This window comes from Pseudomonas sp. ML2-2023-3, from assembly GCF_037055275.1.
In the GTDB taxonomy this organism is placed as follows: domain Bacteria; phylum Pseudomonadota; class Gammaproteobacteria; order Pseudomonadales; family Pseudomonadaceae; genus Aquipseudomonas.
This window is the reverse complement of sequence record NZ_CP146343.1, coordinates 10,001-33,902: the sequence shown is the minus strand read 5'-3', so window position 1 is coordinate 33,902 and position 23,902 is coordinate 10,001. Positions and strand designations below refer to the sequence as shown.

Below are 23,902 nucleotides of genomic sequence, written 5' to 3'. Positions count from 1 at the left end.
CAGCGATAAGACCTACGCTTGTAACGATTAATGGATTCAAAAGAATAGGGGCAATCGTATGAGTCTGCGTCGTGTAGCAATTATTGGTGGTAACCGAATCCCGTTTGCCCGCTCCAACGGGCCGTATGCGACCGCCAGTAATCAGGACATGTTGACGGCCGCGCTGGAGGGGTTGATCGAGCGTTACAACCTGCACGGGCTGCGCATGGGGGAGGTCGTGGCCGGGGCGGTGCTCAAGGATTCTCGGGATTTCAGCATGACCCGTGAGTGCGTGCTGGGCTCACGGCTGTCCCCGAAAACACCGGCCTATGACCTGCAGCAGGCCTGCGGGACGGGGCTTGAAGCGGTATTGCTGGTGGCCAACAAGATTGCCCTGGGGCAGATCGACTGTGCGATTGCCGGGGGAGTGGACACCACATCCGATGCGCCGATTGGCCTTAATGACGGCCTGCGTAAATGGTTGCTGCAGTTCAATCGCACCAAGGCGCCTCTGGATAAGCTCAAGACCTTGCTGCAATTGCGTCCGGGTTTTCTGAAACCCGAGTTTCCCCGTAATGGCGAGCCCCGCACCGGGCTGTCGATGGGCCAGCACTGCGAACTGATGGCGCAAGCCTGGAGCATCCCAAGGCTTGAACAGGACGAACTGGCGCTGCACAGCCATCAGGCGTTGACGGCGGCCTATCACGCAGGCTGGGAAGATGACTTGCTCACGCCTTTCCGGGGTTTGAGCCGCGATAACAATCTGCGTGCCGACTTGACCCTGGAGAAGCTGGCCGCCCTTAAGCCTGTGTTCGAGCGCAGTGCCAAAGGCACGTTGACGGCGGGCAACTCCACGCCACTGACCGATGGCGCTGCCGTGGTGCTGTTGGGCAGTGAAGAGTGGGCCCGGGAGCGCGGCTTGCCAATTTTGGCGTATTTACGTGATGGCGAAACTGCTGCTGTTGATTTCGTGCATGGAGCGGAAGGTTTGCTCATGGCGCCGGTGTATGCAGTCCCACGGCTGCTGGCGCGCAATGGCCTGACTTTGCAGGATTTTGACTACTACGAAATTCACGAGGCTTTTGCCGCGCAGGTGCTGTGTACGTTGAAGGCCTGGGAGGATGCGGCCTACTGCAAAAGCCGGCTCGACCTGGATGCACCGCTGGGCTCGATTGATCGCAGCAAGCTCAACGTCAAGGGCAGCTCGCTGGCGGTGGGGCATCCGTTTGCGGCGACAGGAGGGCGGATCGTGACCAATATGTCCAAGCTGCTCGCCACTGCCGGGCAGGGACGAGGGCTGATCTCGATCTGCGCGGCAGGTGGGCAGGGCGTTACCGCAATCATTGAGCGGTAGCCGCATGTGGGTGGGAGCGGGCTTGCTCGCGATGGCATCACCGCGGTGTGGCTGTTACACCGCGGCGTCTGCATCGCGAGCAAGCCCGCTCCCACTCATGTTGTATTTGCGAGTGGCGTAGCTTTCGGCCATCACCGAGCACACGATCAACTGCAGCGGGTGGTAGATCATGATCGGCAGCAAAATCAGGCCCAGGCCGGGGTTGGCGCCAAAGATCAGGGCGGCCATCGGCGCGCCGGCAGCCAGGGATTTTTTGCTGGCGCAGAACACGGCGGCAATTTCATCGCTGGTGCTGAACTTCAAGGCACGGGCAGTGCGGGTGGTCATCCACAGGATGACGGCGAGCAGGACGGCACTGCCGATCACGGCGCTGATAATCACCGAGGTGCCTTGTTGTTGCCACATGCCCGAGACCATCGAGTTGCAGAACGCTGCGTAAACCAGCAGCAGAATCACCACTTTGTCGCAGATGTTGGTGTAGCGCTTGTGGCGGGCGAAAAAGCGTCCGAACAGCGGGCGTACCAGTTGGCCAAGGACCAGGGGCAACAGGAGCATGGCGCACAGGTCGAGCAGGGTTGAGCCCAGGTCGATGCCGCCCGCGCCGCTGCCAACCACCAGGCTGACGAGCAATGGGGTGATGAAAATCCCCAATACGCTGGACAGGCTGGCGTTGAGAATCGCCGCCGGTACGTTGCCGCCTGCGCTGCCGGTGAGTGCGACCGAGGAGGAGATGGTCGAAGGCAATGTGCACAGGTAGAAGAAGCCCAGCATCAGCAGCGGCGGAACATGGGTGCCCAGCAGCTTGTCGGCGATGACCCAGATCAGCGGGAAAACGATGAAGGTGAAGCCCTGAACCATGAAGTGCAGGCGGATGTTTTTCAGGCCGTGGCGGATTTGCTCGCTGGACAGGTTGACCCCGTGCAGGAAAAACACCAGGAACACACCGATGTTGATTACCCACTCAGCGTGCATCCCGCCGCCAGTACTGCCGAAATGCGGAAACACATAGGCCAGAAATGTCGCTAGCAGCATGCCGCACAGAAACCAGTCGGTGAACATTCGTTTGAGATGTTTGAGCACAGGCATCGTGGGCACCGGGACATTGTAAGAATTAGTAACTTAGCCTAACGTCGCAGGTATCTGACGTCTTGCGATATAAGGCCAATCAATGCCGCCAAACGGACAACGTGGACTCCAGCGCGCCATTCCAGTGCTTGATGCACTGCCACGGCCGCTGTATGCCCGGGCCGAAAGCCTGGGCGCAGGTTCCTGGACGCCACGTCATCGGCATGATTGGGTGCAGTTTTCATACGCGATCAGTGGCGTGTTGGGGGTGCATACCGACGAGGGCAGCTTTTTTGCACCGCCGCAGTGGGGGATCTGGATTCCCGCCGGGCTGGAGCATGAGGTCATCACCTCGATGCGTGCCGAAATGCGCAGCCTGTATGTACGTCGTGAGGATTGCCTTTGGGCGCCCGGCCAGTGCCGGGTGCTGGAGGTCACGCCGCTGGCACGGGAGCTGATCAAAGGTTTTTGTGCATTGCCCGCCGAATACCCCGAGGGCGGCAGCCCTGAGCAACGGTTGGTGGCGGTGTTGCTGGATCAATTGGCGAGCCTGCCTGAGGTGGGTTTTTCGCTGCCGCTGCCACGCCATGGGCGTTTGCTGGTGCTGTGCAATGAATTGATCGAAACCCCCGATGCCGACGTCAGCCTGAGCCTGTGGTCGGATCGTCTGGGCATGTCTGAAAAAACCCTGATGCGGTTGTTCCTGCGTGAAACGGGCTTGAGTTTTCGCAGTTGGCGTCAGCGGGTACGACTGCTGTCTTCGTTGCAGGTGCTGGAGGAGGGTGGTCATGTCACGCGTGCGGCGTTGTCGTGCGGGTATGAGTCGACGTCGGCATTCATCGCGGCATTTAAAAAGATGTTCGGCTATACGCCCGGCGAGTTATTTCGCCAGGGCTAGGCAGCGGGCCCATTAGTCGGTGCTCTTGACGGATTGCTCGTCTATCATTCAAATCGTTTGCCCTCTCCCCGTGGTGAGTGGATTGCCGTATAACGAGTGACATTCGCGTGTTTGGTAATAAAGGACCCACAATAAAAGCTGATGAAGACTCCAAAACGCTTAGAACCCCTGATCGAGGACGGTCTGATCGACGAGGTGCTGCGCCCACTCATGAGTGGCAAAGAAGCAGCTGTGTACGTAGTCCGCTGCGGCAATGAGCTGCGATGCGCCAAGGTTTATAAGGAGGCTAACAAACGAAGTTTCCGCCAGGCCGCCGAATATCAGGAGGGTCGCAAGGTTCGCAACAGCCGTCAGGCCCGAGCGATGGCCAAGGGCTCCAAGTTCGGTCGTAAAGAAACCGAGGATGCCTGGCAAAACGCCGAAGTGGCTGCGCTGTTTCGTCTGGCGGGCGCCGGTGTTCGGGTTCCAAAACCGTTCGACTTCCTTGAAGGCGTGCTGTTGATGGAACTGGTGGCGGATGAGTACGGCGATGCAGCCCCCCGACTCAATGACGTGGTGCTGGAACCGGACCAGGCTCGCGAGTATCACGCGTTCCTGATTCAGCAGATTGTGCTGATGCTGTGTACCGGTCTGGTCCACGGAGATTTGTCCGAGTTCAACGTACTGCTGACGCCGACCGGCCCGGTGATTATCGATCTGCCACAGGCTGTCGATGCCGCGGGTAACAACCACGCATTCAGCATGCTGGAGCGTGACGTGGGCAACATGGCTTCTTACTTCGGGCGTTTTGCGCCGGAACTTAAAGGAACCAAATACGCCAAGGAAATGTGGGCGCTTTACGAAGCTGCCACCTTGCACCCTGGCAGCGTGTTGACGGGCGAGTTTGACGAGCCGGACGAGCTGGCCGATGTGGGCGGTGTCATGCGCGAGATCGAAGCTGCCCGTCTGGACGAAGCGTTCCGTCAGGCCGTGCGTGCTGCAGATGATGCGCCACCGAGCAAGTCTGAAGAGCCGCCTCCACCGTGGATGCAGTGATTGGCTAAATAAAAAATCCGGCTCAGGCCGGATTTTTTTTACTTCAATGCAGCCCGCTCCCACACACACAATAATTGTGCGGCTAAAAACGGTTCAGCGGCACCTTAAGGCTGCACAGGCCGGTTTCATCGGCGGGCGGCAGATTACCGGCCCGAATGTTGATTTGAATGGCCGGAATCAGCAGTGCCGGAACCCCCAGCGTCGCGTCGCGGGCGGTGCGCATCTCGACGAAGCCCGTCAGGTCGACGCTGTCGTTGACATGAATGTTGTTGGCTCGCTGCTCACCCACCGTGGTTGACCATGTGGCCTCACGCCCTGCTGGCGGATAGTCATGGCACATGAACAGTCGGGTCTGGACCGGAAAGGCCAGCAGACGCTTGATCGATTGGTACAACTGGTGCGGATCGCCTCCCGGGAAGTCGCAGCGGGCCGTGCCAACGTCGGGCATAAACAATGTGTCGCCCACAAACAGACAGTCGCCCTCAACCTGATACGCCATGTCGGCCGGGGTGTGCCCCGGCACGTGCAGTGCGCGTACCTGTAGCCGTCCAATGTGGAATAGCTCGTCCGGTTCCAGCAGCCGGTCGAACTGCGAACCGTCGAGCTTGAACTCGGGCTCAAGGTTGTAGATGTCGCGAAACACCCCTTGTACCTGGGTGATTGCCGCGCCAATACCAATCTGGCCGCCCAGCTTTCGCTTCAGGTAAGCGCTGGCAGACAGGTGATCGGCGTGGGCGTGGGTTTCCAATAGCCATTGCACCTTCAGGCCCTGTGCCTGCACGTAAGCAGCAATGATGTCTGCACCGGTGGTACTGATGCGCCCGGCGGCGGCATCGTAGTCGAGCACCGGATCGATGATTGCGCACTCGCTGGCGCCGGCTTCATGAACCACGTAGCTCACGGTCGACGTTGCAGGGTCGAAAAATCCTTGAATTTCGGGGTGCATGACGGGCCTCGTGTATGTCAAAAAATGCTCAATATATTGAAACATATATTATCGGGTCGTAGACTGTCGACTATCACGTCCCGGAGCTTTTCATGACTGCTCAGTTAACCAGCGAAGAAATCGGACTTCTGCGCGACTCTGCATCCAAAGCCTGCACCCTTCTCAAAGCCCTGGCCAATGAAGACCGACTGCTGTTGCTCTGCCAGTTGACCCAAGGTGAGCGCAATGTCGGCGAACTTGAAGCCCTGACGGGCATCCGGCAGCCCACCCTTTCGCAACAGCTTGGTGTGTTGCGCGATGAGGGCATGGTCAATACCCGAAGGATGGGAAAGTACATTTTCTATTCCCTTGCCAGCTTTGAAGTGGTGTCTGTGATGCAAACCCTGTCAGGCCTGTATTGCGGCCAGGCGCTTAAAAAATAGCGCAACCTCATTCCCCTGGCTGACATCGCCCAACCTATTCCATTCATTTTTGTTGTGCCTGGAGTGCTCAATGGAGCAAAGCATCAAGCGAATCGACACGTCATTTTCTGTGGCCGGTCAAATCGGGCAGTCTGATCTCCAGTCTTTGGCAGCACTGGGTTTTGCCAGTGTGATCTGTAACCGTCCGGATCATGAAGGCGGCCCAGACCAACCCGGGCACGCATCGATACAGCAGGCGGCGCAGGCCCTGGGGCTGAGCTTTGCTTACCTGCCAGTACTCAGCACGGGTGCGACCCCTGAGCAGGCGCAGCAGTTGCGTCAGTTGCTCAATGAGCTGCCAAAACCCGTTCTGGCGTATTGCCGTACAGGCAATCGCTCATCAAAGCTCTATCAGGCGGCGACTCAAGCCTCGCGTGAGGCCAGGCTGTACGATGTTGTCGTGGTGGGTGGTGGCTCGGCCGGTATCTCGGTGTCGGCCAGCTTGCTCAAGCGCAACGCGTCATTGCGCATCGCCGTGATCGAACCCAATACAGAGCACTACTACCAGCCCGCGTGGACGCTGGTTGGCGGCGGTGCCTTTGATGTCAAGGACACGGTTCGCCCGACTGCAGCCGTAATGCCCAAAGGTGTTGTCTGGATCAAGGCGTCGCTGTGCGCCTTCGCCCCGCAACGCAAGGTTGTGCTGCTCAGTGATGGTACTGAACTGGGTTATCAGCAATTGATCGTTTGCCCGGGGTTGCAACTGGCCTGGGAGCATATCGAGGGCCTTGAAGAGACCTTGGGCAAGAACGGCGTGACGTCCAACTATCGCCATGACCTGGCGCCCTATACCTGGGAGCTGGTGCGCACCCTGAAGGGCGGCAAAGCGCTGTTCACCCAGCCGGGAATGCCGATCAAGTGCGCGGGGGCTCCACAAAAAGCCATGTACCTGTCCTGTGATCATTGGCGCAAGCGTGGCGTTCTGGATTCGATGGCCGTTGAGTTCAATCTGGCGGGGGCGGTGCTGTTTGGCGTGCCGACCTTCGTCCCTCCACTGATGAAATACGTTGAGGCCTATAAGGCCCAATTGGCCTTCCAGTCCAATCTGGTCAAGGTCGACGGGCCAGGCAAGACCGCCTGGTTTGATGTGACCAACGCAGACGGTGGCGTGACCCGCGTTGAGAAAACGTTCGACATGTTGCATGTGGTGCCACCCCAGCAAGCGCCTGACGTTATCCGTCGCAGCGAGTTGGCGGACAAGGCGGGCTGGTTCGAGACCGATCCGGCTACACTGCAACACCCACGCTACCCCGACATTTTCGCCCTTGGCGATGTCTGCAACACACCCAATGCCAAAACCGCGGCAGCGACTCGCAAGCAAGTGGTCGTGGTGGCCGAGAACCTGCTCGCCCTGCGCAAGGGGGCGGTTTTGCCCAAGCGCTACGATGGCTATGGCTCATGCCCGCTGACCGTCGAAAACGGCAAGGTGATCCTGGCCGAATTTGGTTATGGCGCAAAACTGCTACCCACCTTTGCCCTGGACCCGACCGTGGCCCGCAAGTCGGCCTGGTGGCTCAAGGCAACGTTTCTGCCCTGGTTCTACTGGCAAGGCATGCTTAAAGGTCGCGAGTGGTTCACTGACTGCAAACCGGACTGAACCTGACCATGTTGATTATTCTGTTAGGCATGTTGGTGGGTGTAGTGCTGGGTTTGACGGGGGCGGGTGGCGGTATTCTGGCCATACCGGCGTTGACCCTGGGCCTGGGGTGGACACTGGCGCAAGCCACGCCGGTGGCATTGCTGGCGGTCGGTACGGCAGCGGCACTGGGCGCGCTGGACGGGCTGCGCAAAGGCCTGGTGCGCTACAAGGCCGCCGCGCTGATGGCGATTGTGGGTTCGATGACTTCGCCGATCGGGCTGCACCTCGCCAGATTGATTCCCGCTAGGGCGCTGGTGTTGATGTTCAGCGGGGTCATGATGTTCGTCTCCGTGCGTATGTTTTTGCAGGCCAGAGCTGATGCGCGCGAGAGTGGCAGCCTGGGGGCAATAGAAAAAAACTGCATGCTCAATCCTGCTACCGGGCGGCTGACCTGGAATGCCCGCTGCAGCATGACGCTGGTATCGATTGGTGCCACCTCGGGTTTGCTGACGGGGTTGTTGAGTGTGGGGGGCGGATTCCTGATCGTACCTGCGTTTCGAAAATTCAGTGACGTGCGCATTCATGCCGTGGTCTCCACCTCGCTGATGGTGGTGGCACTGGTATCGCTGGGCACCTTGGGCAATCTGATGAGCCAGGGTGTGAGCTTGTCGAGCGAAGGCGTGATGTTCATCGGTGCCACCCTGACCGGCATGATTGCCGGTCGGGTGATTGCCCCCAGGGTTTCGGCCCAATGGCTACAGCAAGGCTTCGCGACGTTATGTGCTGTGATAGGCCTGTTGATGCTCGCCAAGGCAGTCCTGTCGTAAGCCCCGAATTTCCGTCGGCAGCGGATGCGGGGCTTTTTGTTCAGCCGACACAACAAGCACTCTCAAGATCCTTGAGAATCGGGCAGTCAGGACGATGGTCGCCCTGACAGCTCTCGACCAGTTCGTGCAACGTATCGCGCAGGCTGGTCAGTTCGGCGATTTTTTGATTCAACTCATCAATGTGCTGACGCGCCAGCGCCTTCACATCGCCGCTGGCGCGCTGGCGGTCTTGCCAGAGTGTCAGCAGCTTGCCGACTTCTTCCAGTGAAAACCCAAGGTCACGGGAGCGTTTGATAAACGCCAGGGTGTGCAGGTCGTCACTGCTGTAGAGGCGGTAGCCGCTGTCGCTGCGGCTGGCGGGTTTGAGCAGGCCGATGGACTCGTAATAACGAATCATCTTGGCGCTCAAGCCGCTTTGTTTGGCAGCTTGGCCAATATTCATGGGGTTGCCTCCTTATTCAAGATCCTTGGGCTTCCAGAATTTAAGCAGCAATGCGTTGCTGACCACACTGACGCTGGAAAATGCCATGGCCGCACCCGCCAGTACCGGGTTCAAAAAGCCGAAGGCGGCCAGTGGAATACCGATCACGTTATAGATAAACGCCCAGAACAGGTTTTGACGAATCTTGGCGTAGGTCTTGCGGCTGATCTCCAGTGCGGCCGGTACCAGTCGCGGGTCGCCGCGCATCAGGGTGATACCCGCTGCATGCATGGCCACGTCGGTGCCTCCACCCATGGCGATGCCAATGTCGGCGGCGGCAAGTGCCGGGGCGTCGTTGATGCCGTCGCCAACCATGGCCACCACGCCGGTTTTTTTCAGTTCAGTTACCGTTGCGGCCTTGTCAGCGGGCAACACTTCGGCGTGAACATCGGTAATTCCCAGCGCCTCGGCAACCACTTTCGCGCTGCCACGGTTGTCGCCTGTCAGCAGATGGCTACTGATGTGGCGTGCACTGAGCTGCTGGATCGCCGAGAAGGCGCCGGTTTTCAGTGTGTCACCAAAGGCAAAGAGGCCCAGCACTTGCGGCTGCGGGCTTTGCTCTATCAGCCAGGACAGCGTGCGGCCTTCGGTTTCCCAGGCCTTGGCGGATGCGGCGAGCGAACCCGGACTGAGGCCGGTTTCTTCCAGCAGGCGGCGGTTGCCCAGCGCCAGGCGACGGCCTTGCAGGGTGCCAGCAATACCTCGCCCGGTAAGCGACTGGCTGTCCATGACATCCGGTACTTTCAGGTTGCGTGCGGCGCAGGCATCCAGAACGGCTTTGGCCAGCGGGTGTTCGCTGCCGCGTTGCAGGGCGCCAGCGGCTTGCAACAACTGCGCTTCATCGCCGTCCAGTGCGCTGAAGTGGGCAATTTGCGGGGCGCCAGAGGTCAGGGTGCCGGTTTTGTCGAAAACCACGGCGCTGACGTCATGGGCGCGTTCGAGGGCTTCGGCATCCTTGATCAAAATCCCGTAACGGGCCGCAACACCAGTGCCGGCCATGATCGCAGTGGGCGTTGCCAGGCCCAGGGCACAAGGACAGGCGATAACCAGCACAGCCACGGCGTTGATCAACGCGGTTTCAATCGGCGCGCCATAAAGCCACCAACCGAGTAGTGTCGCGAGGGCAATCAGCAGGACCACGGGTACGAACACCTGGCTGACTTTATCCACCAGTTTCTGGATCGGGGCTTTCGCGGACTGAGCGTCTTCGACCAGGCGGATAATGCGCGCCAGTACGGTTTCAGTGCCCAGGGCCAGGGTTTTAATGATCAACCGGCCCTCGCCATTAATGGCGCCTCCGGTGACTTTATCCCCAGGCTGTTTGGGGACTGGCAGGCTTTCACCGCTGATCAGGGCTTCGTCGGCATGGCTTTGGCCTTCGACAACTTCGCCATCTACGGGAAAGCGCTCACCAGGTTTGACCAGGATCCGATCATTCAGGCGCAGGTCACTGATGGCGACGTCTTGCTCCTGCCCGTCGACCACACGCAGGGCGCGCTCTGGGCGCAAGGCTTCCAGGGCGCGGATGGCGCTGGCAGTCTGGCGTTTGGCGCGGCTTTCGAGGTATTTACCCAGCAGCACCAGTGCAATCACCACCGCCGAAGCTTCGAAATACAGATGGGGCATGCTGCCGGGCTCGGCAATCGCCCACTCGTAAAGGCTCAGGCCATAACCGGCGCTGGTGCCCAGTGCCACCAGCAGGTCCATATTGCCGGCACCGGCTTTGACGGCTTTCCAGGCGGCCACGTAAAAGCGTGCGCCGAGGATAAATTGTACCGGGGTGGCGAGGACGAACTGGGCCCAGGCGGGCAGCATCCAGTGCACACCCAATGGTGCGAGCAACATCGGTAATACCAGCGGCAACGCCAGCACAATGGCCAGTGTCAGCGCCCAGCGCTCGCGGTGCAGACGTTTTTGCTGATCATCCTCGCTCGCTTTGGCAGTGTGGTGGACGCTGGCGCCATAGCCGGCCTGACTGACAGCGTTTATCAGCAGGGCGGTATCGACCTGGCCGAGCAGCTCGACATGGGCACGTTCGCTGGCGAGGTTAACGCTGACGCTCTTGACTCCCGGCACCCTGACCAGGGCTTTTTCGACGCGGCCTGCGCAAGAGGCGCACGTCATGCCGCTGATGTCCAGTTCCAGGCTGTGGGCAGGTACGCTGTAACCTGCCTGTTTCACGGCCTCGACCAATGCCGGCAAACTGTCCACAGGCGCCTCGATGCGGGCCTGTTCAGTGGCCAGATTGACGCTTACCGAACGCACGCCGGGTACTTTGGTCAGGGCTTTTTCCACACGCCCCGCGCAACTGGCGCAAGTCATACCATCAATAGGCAGATCGAATTGGGTGGGCACGAGCAATCCTCCTCAAGAAGTTATCTATCCATAGAATCGACCTTGACCCCATGGGAAGGTCAAGGGCTCTTGCTGTTCGTCAGGTTTTCCTTAGTGCTGCGCTCAATATTCCAGTTTCGCGGGCTTGAGGTACATGCCTTGCTTGCCAAGGGCGATACGGTATTTGCGCACGTCCCCGGCCTTCAGGGTGAATTGCTGCGCGGGCGGTACCAGCATGCCGGGCAAGCAACCGGGGGCTTGTCCGGGTAGAAGTTTGAGGCGGATATCAACGCTGGCCGCCGGCAAGTTGAAAGCCAGCGCTTGTTCCTGAAACAGTCGACCGGCCAGTTGATCATCGATGTACACACCGACCTCGCAGTTGGTCGGCACTTCAAGGCGCTCGCGGGAAATGATCAATACACCGTAGTCCTGATCGGCATTTACCCACAGCGGCAAACTGGCGAGACCCAAAAGGCTGACTAGGCTCAAAGCGGTCCGGCGCATGACTAAGTATCCTGTTTTATATCCCGAGGCTTGCAGCTTGGCCGAGCAGGGCATGGATTGCCAGTCAGCGCGTGAAACAACGGGCTTTACCTTGCCACGATGGAAAGGTTGAAGCTGTAGCCATATCTCAGACAGGAGGCGTGATCATGCAAACGTTCAAAGTAGAGGGTATGACCTGTGGCGGCTGTGTTGGCGCGGTGACCCGTGCGGTTCAGGCTGTGGATAAAGACGCGAAGGTCGAAGTGGATCTGGCGGGCAAAACCGTAAAGGTAGACAGCAAGGTGTCCCCTTTGCAGATTATTGATGTGATCACCAATGCAGGTTTTGAAGCGCGTACAGCGCATTGATATGCAGGTAATCACTAGATTGCGGGGTAGCGTTATTCCGACAAGGCCAAAGCGGTTTATTAGCTAGCTGGCTATCTTTATGTTCAAGTTCGGTATCCACGGCTAGACTATCGGGCTGCGCTAATTGCAGCCCGATCTGGATACCTGATGAACCTTCGAACAATCTTGATTCTTGGTGCCTTGAGCGCCTTCGGTCCCCTGGCGATCGATTTCTACCTGCCCGGCTTTCCGGCAATGGCACAAGCCTTTGCGACAGATGAAACTCAAATTCAACTCACTCTGGCGGTGTACTTCCTGGGCCTGTCTATCGGGCAACTGGCGTATGGACCTGTGGCAGACCGCTTTGGGCGGCGCGTGCCACTGCTGGTGGGTGTTGGCCTGTTCACGGTTGCATCGCTGGCGTGCGCTTTTGCCCCGACATTGGAGTGGCTGATTGGCGCGCGGTTTGTCCAGGCACTCGGCGGCTGTGCTGGCATGGTGCTCTCGCGGGCAATTGTCAGTGACAAATGCGATGCCGTGCAGTCGGCCAAAGTGTTTTCGCAGTTGATGTTGGTGATGGGCCTGGCGCCGATCCTGGCGCCGATGCTGGGCGGATTGCTGGTCAACCTGTATGGCTGGCAGTCGATTTTCCTGGTGTTGACGGTATTCAGTGCGTTGGCGGCAACAGCCGTAGCGCTGGGCCTGCCTGAAAGCCTGCCTGCCAACGTGCCGCGCCAGCCGCTGTCCGGCGCATTGCGTCAATACGGGCGGCTGCTCAAGGACCGCGAGTTCCTGGGGCATGCGCTGACCGGGGGGATTGCAATGGCCGGGATGTTTGCCTACATCGCAGGTTCGCCTTTCGTCTTTATCAAACTGTATGGCGTACCCGCCGAGCATTACGGATGGCTGTTTGGTACCAACGCAGCCGGTTTTATTCTGGTGGCGCAACTGAACGCCCGCCTGTTGGCCAAGCGTGGCCCGGCCTTTTTGCTGGCGCGCATGGTGTGGGTGTATCTGGCGGCCGGGCTGGTCTTGCTGGGTGTCAGCACCTTGCATACCGCGCAACTGTGGCCGTTACTGATCCCGTTGTTTATCTGTATCGCCAGTTTGGGCTGCATCATTCCCAATGCTTCGGCCTGCGCCATGAGCGGGCAGGGTGCCCGAGCCGGCAGTGCATCGGCGATGCTGGGTTGTCTGCAGTTCAGCGTAGCGGCGGGAGCGGCGTCATTGGTGGGAGTGTTGCACGATGGCAGCGCGATGCCGATGGCGATTGTCATCACCTTGTGCGGAGTGCTGGCGGTCGGGCTGGCGATGGCGACCCGGCGCCTCTACACCGCCCGGATCGCCGCCCAGCAGTCGATCTGATTCAGCCTGCCAAACGTGCAGGCAGGCTATGGGGGGCTTGCAGGCGAGATTGCAACGTGTCCACAAAGGCTCGGGCCTCGGACTCGCTGCGAAAATTGACGGATTGTTGGTCGATTTGAACCTGCCATTGGCAGTTACGGGATCTTGCTAACGCTCGTATCAGGATTTTCATGACTGGCCTCCTTCGGTTCGCAAAGGAGGCCAGTGTATGCCGAAATACTTGGGTAAATATGTCCGGGGTCAAGTCTCTGACTGACGGTTGAAAGTTGGCCGCATCAGTCCCGTGTCGCGTTAATCAGAACCCTTCGAGCACAATTTTGCCTTTGGATTTGCCGCTTTCAAGCAGCGTATGGGCGCGACGCAGGTTGGCGGCGTTGATGGTGCCGAAATGCTCGCCGACGGTGGTGCGCAGGATGCCTGCATCGATCAGGTCGGCGACCCGATTGAGCAAGTGATGCTGCTCGATCATGTCCGCGGTTTCGAACAGTGAGCGGGTGTACATGAACTCCCAGTGCAGTGACAGGCTCTTGCGCTTGAGCTTGGTAACGTCAAGCGCCTTGGGATCGTCAATCAGTGCCAGCTTGCCTTGAGGTGCCAGGGCTTCGACCAACTGATCCAGATGCTGGTCGGTCTGGGTCAGGCTGGCGACGTGGGTGACGGCATTGATGCCGTGGCGCTTGAGTTCCTCGCTCAGTGCCTGGCTATGGTCGACAACGATGTCGGCGCCCAGCTCGCGGACCCAGGCTTGGGTTTCGGGGCGCGATGCGCTGCCAATCACCTTGAGTGCGGTCAGTTTGCTGGCCAGTTGCGTGAGGATCGAGCCTACCCCGCCTGCTGCGCCGACAATCAGCAGGCTCTGCTGCTCATCATTTCCACCTTCGGCCACACCCAGTCGCTCAAACAACAGCTCCCATGCGGTGATGGCGGTCAGCGGCAGCGCGGCAGCCTGGGCAAAGTCGAGGCTTTTTGGCATGTGCCCCACAATTCGCTCATCGACCACATGGCGCTCGCTGTTGGCCCCGGCCCGGGCGATGGATCCGGCGTAAAACACCTTGTCGCCAACCTTGAACAGGCTGGCGTCACTGCCCACCGCCTTGACGACCCCGGCCACGTCCCACCCCAGAACTTTGGCAGCGTCGGCTTCTGGCTGGACGTTCTGGCGGACCTTGGTGTCCACCGGGTTGACGGAGATGGCTTTGACCTCGACCAGCAAGTCCCTTGGGCCGGCGACCGGCTCAGGCAATTCAATGTCTTGCAGGGCCAGCGGGTCTTGAATGGGCAGCGAATTGTAGTAAGCGACAGCTTTCATCGGAGATGTCCTGAAGAGGGGTAAGAATCTGGTAGTGATAATTCGCTATTTCGCAGCACGATAAAACCGGCTAAAAGAGCAGTCTCTTTCAATATTTTTTTGATAATGGCCGAGTGAACCCTGGATGCTGCGTTTTGATGATCTGCAATTGTTCGTTCGCGCGGCTGATTTGGGCAGCCTGTCGGCCGCCGCCCGAGTGATGGACATGTCGCCTGCGGTGGCCAGCGCGGCACTCAAGCGGATAGAGGTGCAACTGGGCGCTCGATTGCTGGCGCGCTCAACTCGCAGTTTGCGTCTGACGGCCGAAGGCGAAGGCTTTCTCGAATATGCCCGTACGGCATTGAGCAGTCTTGACGAAGGGCGGCGCTTGTTGGCGCGTGGGCAAGATCAAGTCAGCGGTGTGTTGCAGTTGTCGGCCCCTTCGGATTTCGGACGTAATCTGCTGCTGCCCTGGCTGGATGAGTTTCAACGTGAGCATCCGCAACTGACCGTGCGCCTGTTATTGGGCGACCGGATTGCCGATCTGTTTCGCCAGCCTGTGGACATCGCTTTGCGTTACGGCGAACCGGAAGACTCCAGCCTGGTGGCACTGCCAGTTGCCCCGGACAATCGGCGGGTCTTGTGTGCATCGCCCGACTACCTGGCGCGCAAGGGGGAACCGCGTCAGCTCGAACAACTGCTGCAACACAATTGCCTGTTGTACATGCTAGGCACGCGGGTCCACGACCATTGGCAATTCAATGATGGCAAGCGTGAACTGGGGCTGACCGTGACCGGCAATCGTTTTAGCGATGATGCTGACGTGGTGCGTTTGTGGGCAGTCGCCGGGGAGGGCATTGCCTGCAAGTCATGGCTGGATGTGGCGGGCGATGTGACTGCGGGCAGGCTCAGGGTGCTATTGCCTGAGTTGGTGTGCGAACGGGCGCCGCTCAATCTGCTGTGTGGTCATCGTGCACAGTTGAGCAAGCCGGTGCGTTTGTTGCGCGACATGCTCAGTGAGCGGTGTGCGGTGTTGAGCAAGTTGTACCCGGGAAAACAGTAAAACTGCTGTGGTACTGACGGTGATGCAGTTTCAGATGTCTGTGGGAGCGGGCAAGCCCGCTCCCACAGGGGGTGTTACGGCTTGACCAACCGTGCATCCAGGCCGTTTTGCGCCAGGCGTTTGGCCTGGTCCTGGGTCATGCCCAGGTCGGTGTACAGCGCGTGGAAGTTCTCGGTCATGTAACCGCCGAAGTAGGCCGGGTCATCGGAGTTGACCGTGACTTTCACGCCGCGCTCAAGCATGTCGAGAATGTTGTGCTGCGACATGTGATCAAACACGCAGAGCTTGGTGTTGGACAGCGGGCACACGGTCAACGGGATTTGCTCGTCGATAATGCGCTGCATCAAGCGTTCGTCTTCAATGGCGCGCACGCCGTGATCGATGCGCTGAATTTTCAGCAGATCGAGGGCTTCCCAGATGTACTCCGGTGGACCTTCTTCACCGGCGTGGGCGACAGTCAGGAAGCCTTCGTGGCGTGCCCGGTCGAATACGCGCTGGAACTTGCTGGGCGGGTGGCCCATTTCTGAACTGTCGAGACCAACGGCGACAAATGCATCGCGAAACGGCAGTGCCTGGTCGAGGGTTTTTTCTGCTTCTTCTTCGCTCAAATGGCGCAGGAAGCTCAGGATCAGGCCGCTGGTGATGCCCAGTTGCTGTTCGCCATCCTTGAGTGCGCTGGCAATGCCATTGAGCACGACTTCGAACGGAACACCACGGTCGGTGTGGGTTTGCGGGTCGAAGAACGGTTCGGTGTGAATGACGTTCTGTGCCTTGCAGCGCAACAGGTAGGCCCAGGTCAGGTCGTAGAAGTCCTGAGAGGTGCGCAGTACGTCGGCGCCTTTGTAGTAAAGGTCGAGGAATTCTTGCAGGTTGTTGAAGGCATACGCCTTGCGCAAGGTTTCAACGTCGTTCCAGGGCAAGGCGATTTTGTTGCGCTCTGCCAGCGAGAACAGCAACTCGGGCTCTAAAGAGCCCTCAAGGTGCATGTGCAGTTCAGCTTTCGGCAGGGCATTGAGCCAGTCATACATAAAAGTTTTTCTCATCAAATCGGGTGCAGATGGCGCCATTCTACAGGCGGGAGGCGACGTAACCCGTAAAAAACCTCCCGCCATTTGTCGCAGGCGGCTTACCAGGGAATCGTCTGGCCCTTGTAATCGATAAAGTGATGACCGCCTTTGCCGGCAAACGCCTTGACCTGATCGACCAGGCCGCGAGTGCTGGTCTGGACGTCAATGTCCGCGCCTTCGCCCCCCATATCGGTTTTCACCCAGCCCGGATGCATGGACAGCACGGTTGGGTTGTTGTCGCCCAGTTCGTAGCGCACAAACGTACTGGTCATAGAGTTGAGTGCAGCTTTGCTGGCCTTGTAGAGGGCCATCTCAGGGGCGTCAGGATGAGTGACGCTGCCGAGCACAGAACTCATAAAGGCCAGTACGCCACTGTCTTTACGGACCTTGCTGACAAACTCGCGGGCCAGATTGATCGGCGCCACGCTGTTGGTGAAAAACAGCTGCCCCACCTCGGCCAGCGTCGCGTTGCCCGACAGTTGATCGTCCGGGCCTTTGACACCGGCGTTCACAAACAGCAGGTCGAAGACCTCGTTGCTCAACGTGTTGCTCAATGCCTTGATGGCTTGCTGGCTGTCCATGTCCAGTCGCTCTATGCGAACTGGACCCAGGGCTTTCAGGGCTTCCGCTTTTTTGGGATCGCGAACAGTCGCAGTGACGGTCCAGCCATCAGCGAGCAACTCTTTGACCAGACCCAGGCCCAGGCCACGTGAAGCTCCGATGATCAGTGCATGTTTTGCCGTCATGAGTAGCGTCCTATAGAAAGGTGATAAGAGTTGGCTAAAAAGCGTACAAGTGCTTGAAACCTATGGTGTGCAAGGGTTGCAGCGCTATGTGCTCAGGTTATCCACAGGCGGGTGCACAGTGAATGTGGGCAACTATGGATGCAGGAAAGTAGCACTTTTACTCGTCAGCTTTGAAGGTGTGACGGTGCAGTAAAATTCTGCCGCGGCTGAGGTCAGCCAGTTGTTGCTGTGCAGGGGCAATCTGTTCCTCGGCCAGTGCCAGTTGCAGGTCAACGCCATTGGCGGTGAATGCTTCATCGATGATCAGGCCGTTCAGTTCGCAGATGCGCAGTTTGACCAGAGCAAGCTCACTGAAACTGCAGGCGCAGGAGAGGGCTACTCGACTGACTAGGGGCAGCTTTTCGGCACTTTGCAGGCATTTGTTAGCGCCACCGCCATAGGCGCGAGCCAGTCCGCCGGTGCCCAACTGAATTCCGCCATACCAGCGGATGACCAGCACCGCGACCTGGTCGCAGTCCTGGGCCTCAATGGCTGAGAGTATCGGGCGACCGGCTGTACCGCCTGGCTCGCCATCATCGCTGCTTCGGTATTGGTCCCCGAGCTTCCAGGCCCAGCAATTGTGCGACGCATCAAGATCGCTGTATTGCTCGATAAAATCGAAGGCTTGCTGGGCACTGGTGATGGGCGCAGCGAAAGTAATAAAGCGGCTTTTACGGATTTCTTCGCGGTATTCGCAAAGTCCCGTGAGGGTCGAAGGCATGTCGGTTCCAGGCTTAGACAGTGGGCGTCAGGCCGCAGCCTTTGAGAATGATACGAATCAGGTTGTCGCTAGCCGCTTGCATGTCCTGTTTGCTCAGGTGGGTGCGGCCTGATACGCGGCAAATCTGTGTCGAAAAATCAGCGTAATGCTGCGTACTGCCCCATAACAGGAAAATCAGGTGCACGGGATCCACCGGGTCCATTTTGCCCGCATCGATCCAGGCTTGAAACACGGCGGCCCGGCCTTGAAACCAGGCTCTGTAGTCTTGAGTGAAGTACTCGGTCAGGCAGGCGCCACCGCTGATGATTTCCATGGCAAATACACGGGAGGCCTGGGGCTGTCGGCGGGAAAACTCCATCTTGGCGCGGATGTACTGTGTCAGGGCTTTAGCGGGGTCGTCTTCAGCGGTCAGGGCATTAAAGGTGCTGTCCCACAACTCGATGATATTGCTGAGAACCGCGATATACAGGCCCAACTTGTTAGTGAAGTAATAGTGCAGGTTGGCCTTTGGCAGCCCGGCGCTGAGTGCGATGGCGTTCATGCTGGTGCCCTTGAAACCGTGGCGGGCAAACTCGTCCTCAGCGGCCTTGAGAATGGCCTCTTCGTTTTTTTGTCGAATGCGGCTGGGAGGCTTGCCATCGTGGGCGGGGACGTCAAAGGTCATAGGTGTTCCAGGCAATCTGTGTGGGAGCATTCTGCACCGTAGCGAGACTTTTCACGTTAACGCGTCGCCTCAAGGCTCTCAAGGAAACTTTCCAGTACAAGATGCGGGCGACGCCCCTTACGCGTGACGGATGCGAGGCTCAGATCGTAGAAGCGTGTTTTTGCCTTCAGCGCCCGTAACCGACCTTGCTGAACCCACAGGCTGGCGTAGTGATCGGGCAGATAACCGATGTAGCGTCCGGTCAAAATCAAAAAGGCCATGCCTTCGCGGTCCGACGCACTGGCGGTGCAGTTGAGCGCTTGGTAGTGAGCCTGAATATCGGAGGGCAGGCGAAAGGTGGGAGCGATGGCATCTTGATCATTAAGCCGCGCATCCGCCAATTGCCGGTCATCGACATAAAACAACGGATGGCCAACGGCGCAGTACAGCAAGGAGCGCTCGCTGTAGAGCGGTTGATATTCCAGCCCGGACAACGTGCTGGCCTGGGGCACGACGCCCACGTGCAGGCGCCCGTCGAGTACTCCCTGTTCCACCTCGTGGGGCGAAATCATGCGGATATGGATTTGCACATCCGGGCCGCGCTCTTTGAGTTGGGCCAGGGCATGGGTGATGCGCATATGGGGCAGGGTGACGAGGTTGTCTGTGAGGCCAATGGTCAGTTCGCCGCGCAAGTGCTGGTGCAGGCCGTTGACCTCTGTGCGAAAACTTTCAAGTGCCCCCAATAACTGTAGAGCCGACTGATAGACCTCTCGTCCTTCTTCTGTCAGCGAGAACCCCGCGCGACCACGCTGGCAAAGGCGCAAACCCAGGCGTTGCTCAAGGTCGCTCATTTGCTGACTGATGGCCGAGCGCCCGATACCCAGCACGGTCTCTGCCGCCGAGAACCCGCCGCACTCAACTACGCTGCGAAAAATGCGCAGCAATCGAATATCAAAGTCGCTGACCTGGGCCAGTGCATCGGGACGACGGCTGCTCATAGTTTAGTGCACGCCTAACTAAAGGTTAGAAGAGTTGGATTTCATCGACTTTATAGGCGTGGCAATTTAGGTGCAACAACGCTTTCAACATCCGACGCCGCTTTCGCCTTGCGAGGTTTTGCTGATGAACATGCCCGAGAATGCCGAATTGAACCTGACCAGCCAGCTCAAACTGGATGCTCACTGGATGCCTTACACCGCCAACCGTAACTTCCATCGCGATCCGCGTTTTATCGTGGCCGCTAAAGGCAGTTATCTGACGGACGATAAGGGTCGGCAAATCTACGATTCGCTGTCAGGTTTGTGGACTTGTGGCGCAGGGCATACCCGCACAGAAATCCAGGAAGCCGTTGCCAAGCAATTGGGCACCCTCGATTACTCCCCGGCGTTCCAGTACGGCCACCCACTGTCCTTCAAGTTGGCAGAAAAGATCACCGAACTGACACCGGGCAATCTCAATCACGTGTTCTTCACTGACTCGGGTTCGGAGTGTGCGGATACAGCGGTCAAAATGGTGCGTGCCTACTGGCGCCTGAAAGGTCAGTCGACCAAGACCAAAATGATTGGCCGTGCGCGTGGCTATCACGGTGTGAACATCGCCGGTACCAGCCTGGGTGGAGTGAACGGCAACCGTAAAATGTTTGGCCAGGCGATGATGGATGTCGATCACTTGCCGCACACACTGCTGGCAAGCAACGCGTTTTCTCGCGGCATGCCGGAGCTGGGCGGGATCGCCTTGGCTGATGAGTTGCTCAAGTTGATCGAACTGCACGATGCCTCGAACATTGCGGCGGTGTTTGTGGAGCCTATGGCCGGTTCGGCCGGTGTGCTGGTTCCGCCTCAGGGGTATCTGAAACGCCTGCGTGAAATCTGCGATCAGCACAACATACTGTTGGTGTTCGATGAGGTGATTACCGGGTTTGGTCGTACAGGTTCGATGTTCGGAGCTGACAGCTTCGGTGTAACGCCTGACTTGATGTGTATTGCCAAGCAAGTGACTAACGGTGCGATCCCTATGGGCGCCGTGATTGCCACCAGCGAGATTTATCACACATTCATGAATCAGCCGACGCCTGAGTATGCGGTTGAATTCCCTCATGGCTATACCTATTCGGCTCACCCTGTGGCCTGTGCTGCAGGCCTTGCAGCGCTCGATCTGCTGCAAAAAGAAAACCTGGTGCAGAGCGTGGCTGAAGTGGCACCGCATTTTGAGAACGCACTGCACGGTTTGAAGGGTGTGAAGAACGTCATTGATATCCGTAACTATGGTCTGGCGGGTGCAATTCAGATTGCACCGCGTGATGGCGATGCGATTGTGCGTCCGTTCGATGCTGCGATGAAGCTGTGGAAAGCCGGCTTCTACGTACGCTTTGGCGGTGACACCCTGCAGTTCGGGCCAACCTTCAACAGCAAGCCGCAAGACCTGGATCGTTTGTTCGATGCGGTCGGCGAAGCACTGAATCAGATCGACTGATCGCTTCTATATAGAAGCGACACTAATTGCACTCACCCAGGCGCGCAGCGCTCGCGCCTGTGGACAACTTTTCTGGAGTATTCATGAGCACCATTCAACACTTGATCAATGGCGAGTTGCTGAACGATTCCGGTCGCACCGCCGATGTGTTTAACCCGTCCACCGGTAAAGTGATTCATCAGGTTCCGTTGGCCAGTCGCGAGACAATTCAGCAAGCCATTGATGCGGCGAAAGCAGCCTTCCCGGCGTGGCGTAACACTCCGCCTGCCAAGCGTGCCCAGGTGATGTTCCGTTTCAAGCAATTGCTGGAGCAGAACGAAGCACGTATCTCCCAGTTGATCAGCGAAGAGCACGGCAAGACGCTGGAAGATGCTGCAGGTGAATTGAAGCGTGGGATCGAAAACGTTGAGTACGCCTGTTCAGCTCCTGAAATCCTGAAGGGTGAGTACAGCCGCAACGTAGGACCTAATATTGATGCCTGGTCGGATTTTCAGCCGCTGGGTGTGGTTGCAGGGATTACGCCTTTCAACTTCCCGGCCATGGTTCCTCTGTGGATGTATCCACTGGCGATCGTGTGCGGTAACTGCTTCATTCTGAAGCCGTCGGAGCGTGATCCAAGCTCGACACTGCTGATCGCCCAGTTGTTGCAGGAAGCTGGTCTGCCTAAAGGCGTCATGAACGTGGTTCACGGAGACAAGTCTGCCGTTGACGCATTGATCGAGGCGCCGGAAGTTAAAGCGTTGAGCTTTGTGGGTTCAACTCCGATTGCCGAGTACATCTATGCGGAAGGCACCAAGCGTGGCAAGCGCGTTCAGGCACTGGGCGGGGCGAAGAACCATGCGGTACTGATGCCGGATGCGGATCTTGATAACGCGGTCAGTGCACTGATGGGTGCCGCTTATGGTTCGTGCGGCGAACGCTGCATGGCTATTTCGGTAGCGGTGTGTGTGGGCGATCAAGTGGCAGATGCCCTGGTAGCCAAGCTGGTTCCACAAATCAAGGCGCTTAAAATCGGTGCGGGTACTTCCTGCGGTCTGGACATGGGGCCATTGGTTACAGGGCAGGCGCGTGACAAAGTGAGCGGTTATGTCGACGATGGCGTGGCGGCGGGTGCCGAGCTGGTGGTTGATGGTCGCGGCCTGAGCATTAAGGGTCACGAAGAAGGCTTCTTCCTGGGAGGTTGCCTGTTTGATCGCGTGACGCCTGAGATGCGTATCTATAAAGAAGAAATCTTCGGTCCGGTGTTGTGCATCGTGCGGGTCAAGAGCCTGGAAGAGGCAATGCAACTGATCAATGATCACGAGTACGGCAACGGCACCTGTATCTTCACTCGCGATGGCGAGGCGGCTCGCTTGTTCTGCGATGAAATTGAAGTCGGCATGGTGGGGGTGAACGTTCCGTTGCCTGTGCCGGTTGCCTATCACAGCTTCGGCGGCTGGAAGCGTTCGCTGTTTGGCGATTTGCATGCTTATGGCCCGGACGGTGTGCGCTTTTACACGCGTCGCAAGGCAATCACCCAGCGCTGGCCGCAGCGGGCCAGCCATGAGGCATCGCAGTTTGCCTTTCCGAGCCTGTAAGGCTGGCGGTAGCTCTATATAGAAGAAGAGAGGCCAGCCGTCAGGCTGGCCTCTGCTTTTAGGGGCTTTAAAGGTTATATGACAGAAATGTGAAACAAGTGCTTGACCCAGAATTGTGACGGCCTATAATGCGCCCACTTCCGGCGCAGTCGAAACGGAAAACTCCTTGAGTTTCAATGAGTTGGATTGGTTTTCGGCAGTGTCAGCTTCAAGTCATCGAAGCAGGAAATGAGGTGTTGACAGCAGCGTGTAACGCTGTAGAATTCGCCTCCCGCTAACGAGAGATCGAAAGCGCAAGTGGTTGATGTTACAGAGGAAACTTTGAAAACATCTTAAAATAACCGCTTGACAGTAACAGAGGCTGCTGTAGAATGCGCGCCTCGGTTCAGCGAAAGCTAAACCAACCGCTCTTTAACAACTGAATCAAGCAATTCGTGTGGGTGCTTGTGGAGTCAGACTGATAGTCAACAAGATTATCAGCATCACAAGTTACTCCGCGAGAAATCAAAGATGTAACCAACGATTGCTGAGCCAAGTTTAGGGTTTCTTAAAAACCCAAAGATGTTTGAACTGAAGAGTTTGATCATGGCTCAGATTGAACGCTGGCGGCAGGCCTAACACATGCAAGTCGAGCGGTAGAGAGAAGCTTGCTTCTCTTGAGAGCGGCGGACGGGTGAGTAATACCTAGGAATCTGCCTGATAGTGGGGGATAACGTTCGGAAACGGACGCTAATACCGCATACGTCCTACGGGAGAAAGCAGGGGACCTTCAGGCCTTGCGCTATCAGATGAGCCTAGGTCGGATTAGCTAGTTGGTGAGGTAATGGCTCACCAAGGCTACGATCCGTAACTGGTCTGAGAGGATGATCAGTCACACTGGAACTGAGACACGGTCCAGACTCCTACGGGAGGCAGCAGTGGGGAATATTGGACAATGGGCGAAAGCCTGATCCAGCCATGCCGCGTGTGTGAAGAAGGTCTTCGGATTGTAAAGCACTTTAAGTTGGGAGGAAGGGCATTAACCTAATACGTTAGTGTTTTGACGTTACCGACAGAATAAGCACCGGCTAACTCTGTGCCAGCAGCCGCGGTAATACAGAGGGTGCAAGCGTTAATCGGAATTACTGGGCGT

General features: G+C 58.0%; 23 protein-coding genes and 1 rRNA gene (1 of these 24 only partly in view). 12 read left to right on the top strand and 12 right to left on the bottom strand.

Translation table 11 applies throughout. The features are described from left to right. Positions 1-58 precede the first annotated feature (58 nt). Positions 59-1,333 carry an acetyl-CoA C-acetyltransferase gene (locus V6P94_RS00145; protein ID WP_133079605.1) on the top strand — a complete coding sequence of 425 codons (1,275 nt, stop codon included), beginning with the start codon at positions 59-61 and terminating at the stop codon, positions 1,331-1,333. A gap of 54 nt (positions 1,334-1,387) precedes the next feature. Here the strand turns inward: V6P94_RS00145 and V6P94_RS00140 are convergent, their stop codons facing one another. After that, positions 1,388-2,419, bottom strand: a complete 1,032-nt coding sequence (locus V6P94_RS00140) for a bile acid:sodium symporter family protein (protein WP_133079606.1) — start codon at positions 2,417-2,419, stop codon at positions 1,388-1,390. A gap of 82 nt (positions 2,420-2,501) precedes the next feature. Between V6P94_RS00140 and V6P94_RS00135 the strand changes: the two genes are divergently transcribed. Both V6P94_RS00135 and V6P94_RS00130 read left to right on the top strand, forming a co-directional pair. Beyond that, positions 2,502-3,296, top strand: a complete 795-nt coding sequence (locus V6P94_RS00135) for a helix-turn-helix transcriptional regulator (protein WP_219262829.1) — start codon at positions 2,502-2,504, stop codon at positions 3,294-3,296. 141 nt (positions 3,297-3,437) lie between these two features. Next, positions 3,438-4,331 (top strand): PA4780 family RIO1-like protein kinase, encoded by an 894-nt coding sequence (locus V6P94_RS00130; protein WP_133079608.1) that lies wholly within the window; start codon positions 3,438-3,440, stop codon positions 4,329-4,331. An 82-nt stretch (positions 4,332-4,413) separates the two neighbouring features. Here the strand turns inward: V6P94_RS00130 and V6P94_RS00125 are convergent, their stop codons facing one another. Next, the gene (locus tag V6P94_RS00125; protein ID WP_133079609.1) at positions 4,414-5,277 is read right to left on the bottom strand and encodes an MBL fold metallo-hydrolase; all 864 of its coding nucleotides are present in this window, start codon (positions 5,275-5,277) and stop codon (positions 4,414-4,416) included. 92 nt (positions 5,278-5,369) lie between these two features. On the opposite strand from V6P94_RS00125, the gene V6P94_RS00120 reads away from it, so the two are divergent. From V6P94_RS00120 to V6P94_RS00110, 3 genes are all read left to right on the top strand, one after another. Continuing rightward, positions 5,370-5,699, top strand: coding sequence for a metalloregulator ArsR/SmtB family transcription factor (locus tag V6P94_RS00120; protein WP_133079610.1), 330 nt, complete (start codon positions 5,370-5,372; stop codon positions 5,697-5,699). A gap of 70 nt (positions 5,700-5,769) precedes the next feature. Further along, a complete protein-coding gene (locus V6P94_RS00115) occupies positions 5,770-7,335 on the top strand; it encodes a TIGR01244 family sulfur transferase (protein ID WP_133079611.1) in 1,566 nt (521 codons plus the stop codon). A gap of 8 nt (positions 7,336-7,343) precedes the next feature. Further along, entirely contained in the window at positions 7,344-8,144 is an 801-nt protein-coding gene (locus tag V6P94_RS00110; protein ID WP_133079612.1) for a sulfite exporter TauE/SafE family protein, read from the top strand. A 40-nt stretch (positions 8,145-8,184) separates the two neighbouring features. Here the strand turns inward: V6P94_RS00110 and cueR are convergent, their stop codons facing one another. From cueR to V6P94_RS00095, 3 genes are all read right to left on the bottom strand, one after another. Next, entirely contained in the window at positions 8,185-8,586 is a 402-nt protein-coding gene (cueR, locus tag V6P94_RS00105) for a Cu(I)-responsive transcriptional regulator (protein WP_133079613.1), read from the bottom strand. 12 nt (positions 8,587-8,598) lie between these two features. After that, complete coding sequence (locus tag V6P94_RS00100; protein WP_338648846.1) at positions 8,599-10,986, bottom strand: heavy metal translocating P-type ATPase; 2,388 nt, start codon at positions 10,984-10,986, stop codon at positions 8,599-8,601. A gap of 96 nt (positions 10,987-11,082) precedes the next feature. Continuing rightward, a complete protein-coding gene (locus V6P94_RS00095) occupies positions 11,083-11,463 on the bottom strand; it encodes a hypothetical protein (RefSeq protein WP_133079615.1) in 381 nt (126 codons plus the stop codon). A 146-nt stretch (positions 11,464-11,609) separates the two neighbouring features. On the opposite strand from V6P94_RS00095, the gene V6P94_RS00090 reads away from it, so the two are divergent. Next, positions 11,610-11,810: a heavy-metal-associated domain-containing protein gene (locus V6P94_RS00090; protein ID WP_133079616.1), complete on the top strand. Its 201-nt coding sequence runs from the start codon at positions 11,610-11,612 to the stop codon at positions 11,808-11,810. 147 nt (positions 11,811-11,957) lie between these two features. Further along, entirely contained in the window at positions 11,958-13,154 is a 1,197-nt protein-coding gene (locus tag V6P94_RS00085) for a multidrug effflux MFS transporter (protein ID WP_133079617.1), read from the top strand. Position 13,155: 1 nt separating this feature from the next. Here V6P94_RS00085 and V6P94_RS00080 read toward each other — a convergent pair whose 3' ends face one another. Together V6P94_RS00080 and V6P94_RS00075 are read right to left on the bottom strand one after the other, a co-directional pair. Continuing rightward, positions 13,156-13,326, bottom strand: coding sequence for a hypothetical protein (locus V6P94_RS00080; protein WP_219262833.1), 171 nt, complete (start codon positions 13,324-13,326; stop codon positions 13,156-13,158). Positions 13,327-13,449: 123 nt separating this feature from the next. Continuing rightward, on the bottom strand, positions 13,450-14,463 hold the full coding sequence (locus V6P94_RS00075; RefSeq protein WP_133079618.1) for a zinc-binding alcohol dehydrogenase family protein: 1,014 nt from the start codon (positions 14,461-14,463) through the stop codon (positions 13,450-13,452). 124 nt (positions 14,464-14,587) lie between these two features. Between V6P94_RS00075 and V6P94_RS00070 the strand changes: the two genes are divergently transcribed. After that, complete coding sequence (locus V6P94_RS00070) at positions 14,588-15,505, top strand: LysR family transcriptional regulator (RefSeq protein WP_133079619.1); 918 nt, start codon at positions 14,588-14,590, stop codon at positions 15,503-15,505. 74 nt (positions 15,506-15,579) lie between these two features. On the opposite strand, the gene V6P94_RS00065 is transcribed toward V6P94_RS00070, so the two are convergent. From V6P94_RS00065 to V6P94_RS00045, 5 genes are all read right to left on the bottom strand, one after another. Beyond that, a complete protein-coding gene (locus V6P94_RS00065) occupies positions 15,580-16,533 on the bottom strand; it encodes an adenosine deaminase (protein ID WP_133079625.1) in 954 nt (317 codons plus the stop codon). Between the two features lie 98 nt (positions 16,534-16,631). Continuing rightward, the gene (locus tag V6P94_RS00060) at positions 16,632-17,318 is read right to left on the bottom strand and encodes an SDR family oxidoreductase (RefSeq protein WP_133079620.1); all 687 of its coding nucleotides are present in this window, start codon (positions 17,316-17,318) and stop codon (positions 16,632-16,634) included. Between the two features lie 157 nt (positions 17,319-17,475). Next, positions 17,476-18,078, bottom strand: a complete 603-nt coding sequence (locus V6P94_RS00055; RefSeq protein ID WP_133079621.1) for a YigZ family protein — start codon at positions 18,076-18,078, stop codon at positions 17,476-17,478. 13 nt (positions 18,079-18,091) lie between these two features. Beyond that, complete coding sequence (locus V6P94_RS00050; RefSeq protein ID WP_133079622.1) at positions 18,092-18,742, bottom strand: TetR family transcriptional regulator C-terminal domain-containing protein; 651 nt, start codon at positions 18,740-18,742, stop codon at positions 18,092-18,094. A 56-nt stretch (positions 18,743-18,798) separates the two neighbouring features. Then, on the bottom strand, positions 18,799-19,719 hold the full coding sequence (locus tag V6P94_RS00045) for a LysR family transcriptional regulator (protein WP_133079623.1): 921 nt from the start codon (positions 19,717-19,719) through the stop codon (positions 18,799-18,801). Positions 19,720-19,843: 124 nt separating this feature from the next. On the opposite strand from V6P94_RS00045, the gene V6P94_RS00040 reads away from it, so the two are divergent. From V6P94_RS00040 to V6P94_RS00030, 3 genes are all read left to right on the top strand, one after another. After that, positions 19,844-21,193 carry an aspartate aminotransferase family protein gene (locus V6P94_RS00040; RefSeq protein WP_019825761.1) on the top strand — a complete coding sequence of 450 codons (1,350 nt, stop codon included), beginning with the start codon at positions 19,844-19,846 and terminating at the stop codon, positions 21,191-21,193. A gap of 83 nt (positions 21,194-21,276) precedes the next feature. Further along, entirely contained in the window at positions 21,277-22,770 is a 1,494-nt protein-coding gene (locus tag V6P94_RS00035) for a CoA-acylating methylmalonate-semialdehyde dehydrogenase (protein WP_133079624.1), read from the top strand. A 567-nt stretch (positions 22,771-23,337) separates the two neighbouring features. Next, positions 23,338-23,902, top strand: a 16S ribosomal RNA gene (locus tag V6P94_RS00030); it runs 972 nt beyond the window's last position.

Bases quoted from the DNA above. Each gene is read 5' to 3' on its own strand.
- V6P94_RS00145 (WP_133079605.1), top strand. From the start codon at position 59: ATGAGTCTGCGTCGTGTAGCAATTATTGGTGGTAACCGAATCCCGTTT.
- V6P94_RS00140 (WP_133079606.1), bottom strand. From the start codon at position 2,419: ATGCCTGTGCTCAAACATCTCAAACGAATGTTCACCGACTGGTTTCTG.
- V6P94_RS00135 (WP_219262829.1), top strand. From the start codon at position 2,502: ATGCCGCCAAACGGACAACGTGGACTCCAGCGCGCCATTCCAGTGCTT.
- V6P94_RS00130 (WP_133079608.1), top strand. From the start codon at position 3,438: ATGAAGACTCCAAAACGCTTAGAACCCCTGATCGAGGACGGTCTGATC.
- V6P94_RS00125 (WP_133079609.1), bottom strand. From the start codon at position 5,277: ATGCACCCCGAAATTCAAGGATTTTTCGACCCTGCAACGTCGACCGTG.
- V6P94_RS00120 (WP_133079610.1), top strand. From the start codon at position 5,370: ATGACTGCTCAGTTAACCAGCGAAGAAATCGGACTTCTGCGCGACTCT.
- V6P94_RS00115 (WP_133079611.1), top strand. From the start codon at position 5,770: ATGGAGCAAAGCATCAAGCGAATCGACACGTCATTTTCTGTGGCCGGT.
- V6P94_RS00110 (WP_133079612.1), top strand. From the start codon at position 7,344: ATGTTGATTATTCTGTTAGGCATGTTGGTGGGTGTAGTGCTGGGTTTG.
- cueR (WP_133079613.1), bottom strand. From the start codon at position 8,586: ATGAATATTGGCCAAGCTGCCAAACAAAGCGGCTTGAGCGCCAAGATG.
- V6P94_RS00095 (WP_133079615.1), bottom strand. From the start codon at position 11,463: ATGCGCCGGACCGCTTTGAGCCTAGTCAGCCTTTTGGGTCTCGCCAGT.
- V6P94_RS00090 (WP_133079616.1), top strand. From the start codon at position 11,610: ATGCAAACGTTCAAAGTAGAGGGTATGACCTGTGGCGGCTGTGTTGGC.
- V6P94_RS00085 (WP_133079617.1), top strand. From the start codon at position 11,958: ATGAACCTTCGAACAATCTTGATTCTTGGTGCCTTGAGCGCCTTCGGT.
- V6P94_RS00080 (WP_219262833.1), bottom strand. From the start codon at position 13,326: ATGAAAATCCTGATACGAGCGTTAGCAAGATCCCGTAACTGCCAATGG.
- V6P94_RS00075 (WP_133079618.1), bottom strand. From the start codon at position 14,463: ATGAAAGCTGTCGCTTACTACAATTCGCTGCCCATTCAAGACCCGCTG.
- V6P94_RS00070 (WP_133079619.1), top strand. From the start codon at position 14,588: ATGCTGCGTTTTGATGATCTGCAATTGTTCGTTCGCGCGGCTGATTTG.
- V6P94_RS00065 (WP_133079625.1), bottom strand. From the start codon at position 16,533: ATGTATGACTGGCTCAATGCCCTGCCGAAAGCTGAACTGCACATGCAC.
- V6P94_RS00060 (WP_133079620.1), bottom strand. From the start codon at position 17,318: ATGACGGCAAAACATGCACTGATCATCGGAGCTTCACGTGGCCTGGGC.
- V6P94_RS00055 (WP_133079621.1), bottom strand. From the start codon at position 18,078: ATGCCTTCGACCCTCACGGGACTTTGCGAATACCGCGAAGAAATCCGT.
- V6P94_RS00050 (WP_133079622.1), bottom strand. From the start codon at position 18,742: ATGACCTTTGACGTCCCCGCCCACGATGGCAAGCCTCCCAGCCGCATT.
- V6P94_RS00045 (WP_133079623.1), bottom strand. From the start codon at position 19,719: ATGAGCAGCCGTCGTCCCGATGCACTGGCCCAGGTCAGCGACTTTGAT.
- V6P94_RS00040 (WP_019825761.1), top strand. From the start codon at position 19,844: ATGAACATGCCCGAGAATGCCGAATTGAACCTGACCAGCCAGCTCAAA.
- V6P94_RS00035 (WP_133079624.1), top strand. From the start codon at position 21,277: ATGAGCACCATTCAACACTTGATCAATGGCGAGTTGCTGAACGATTCC.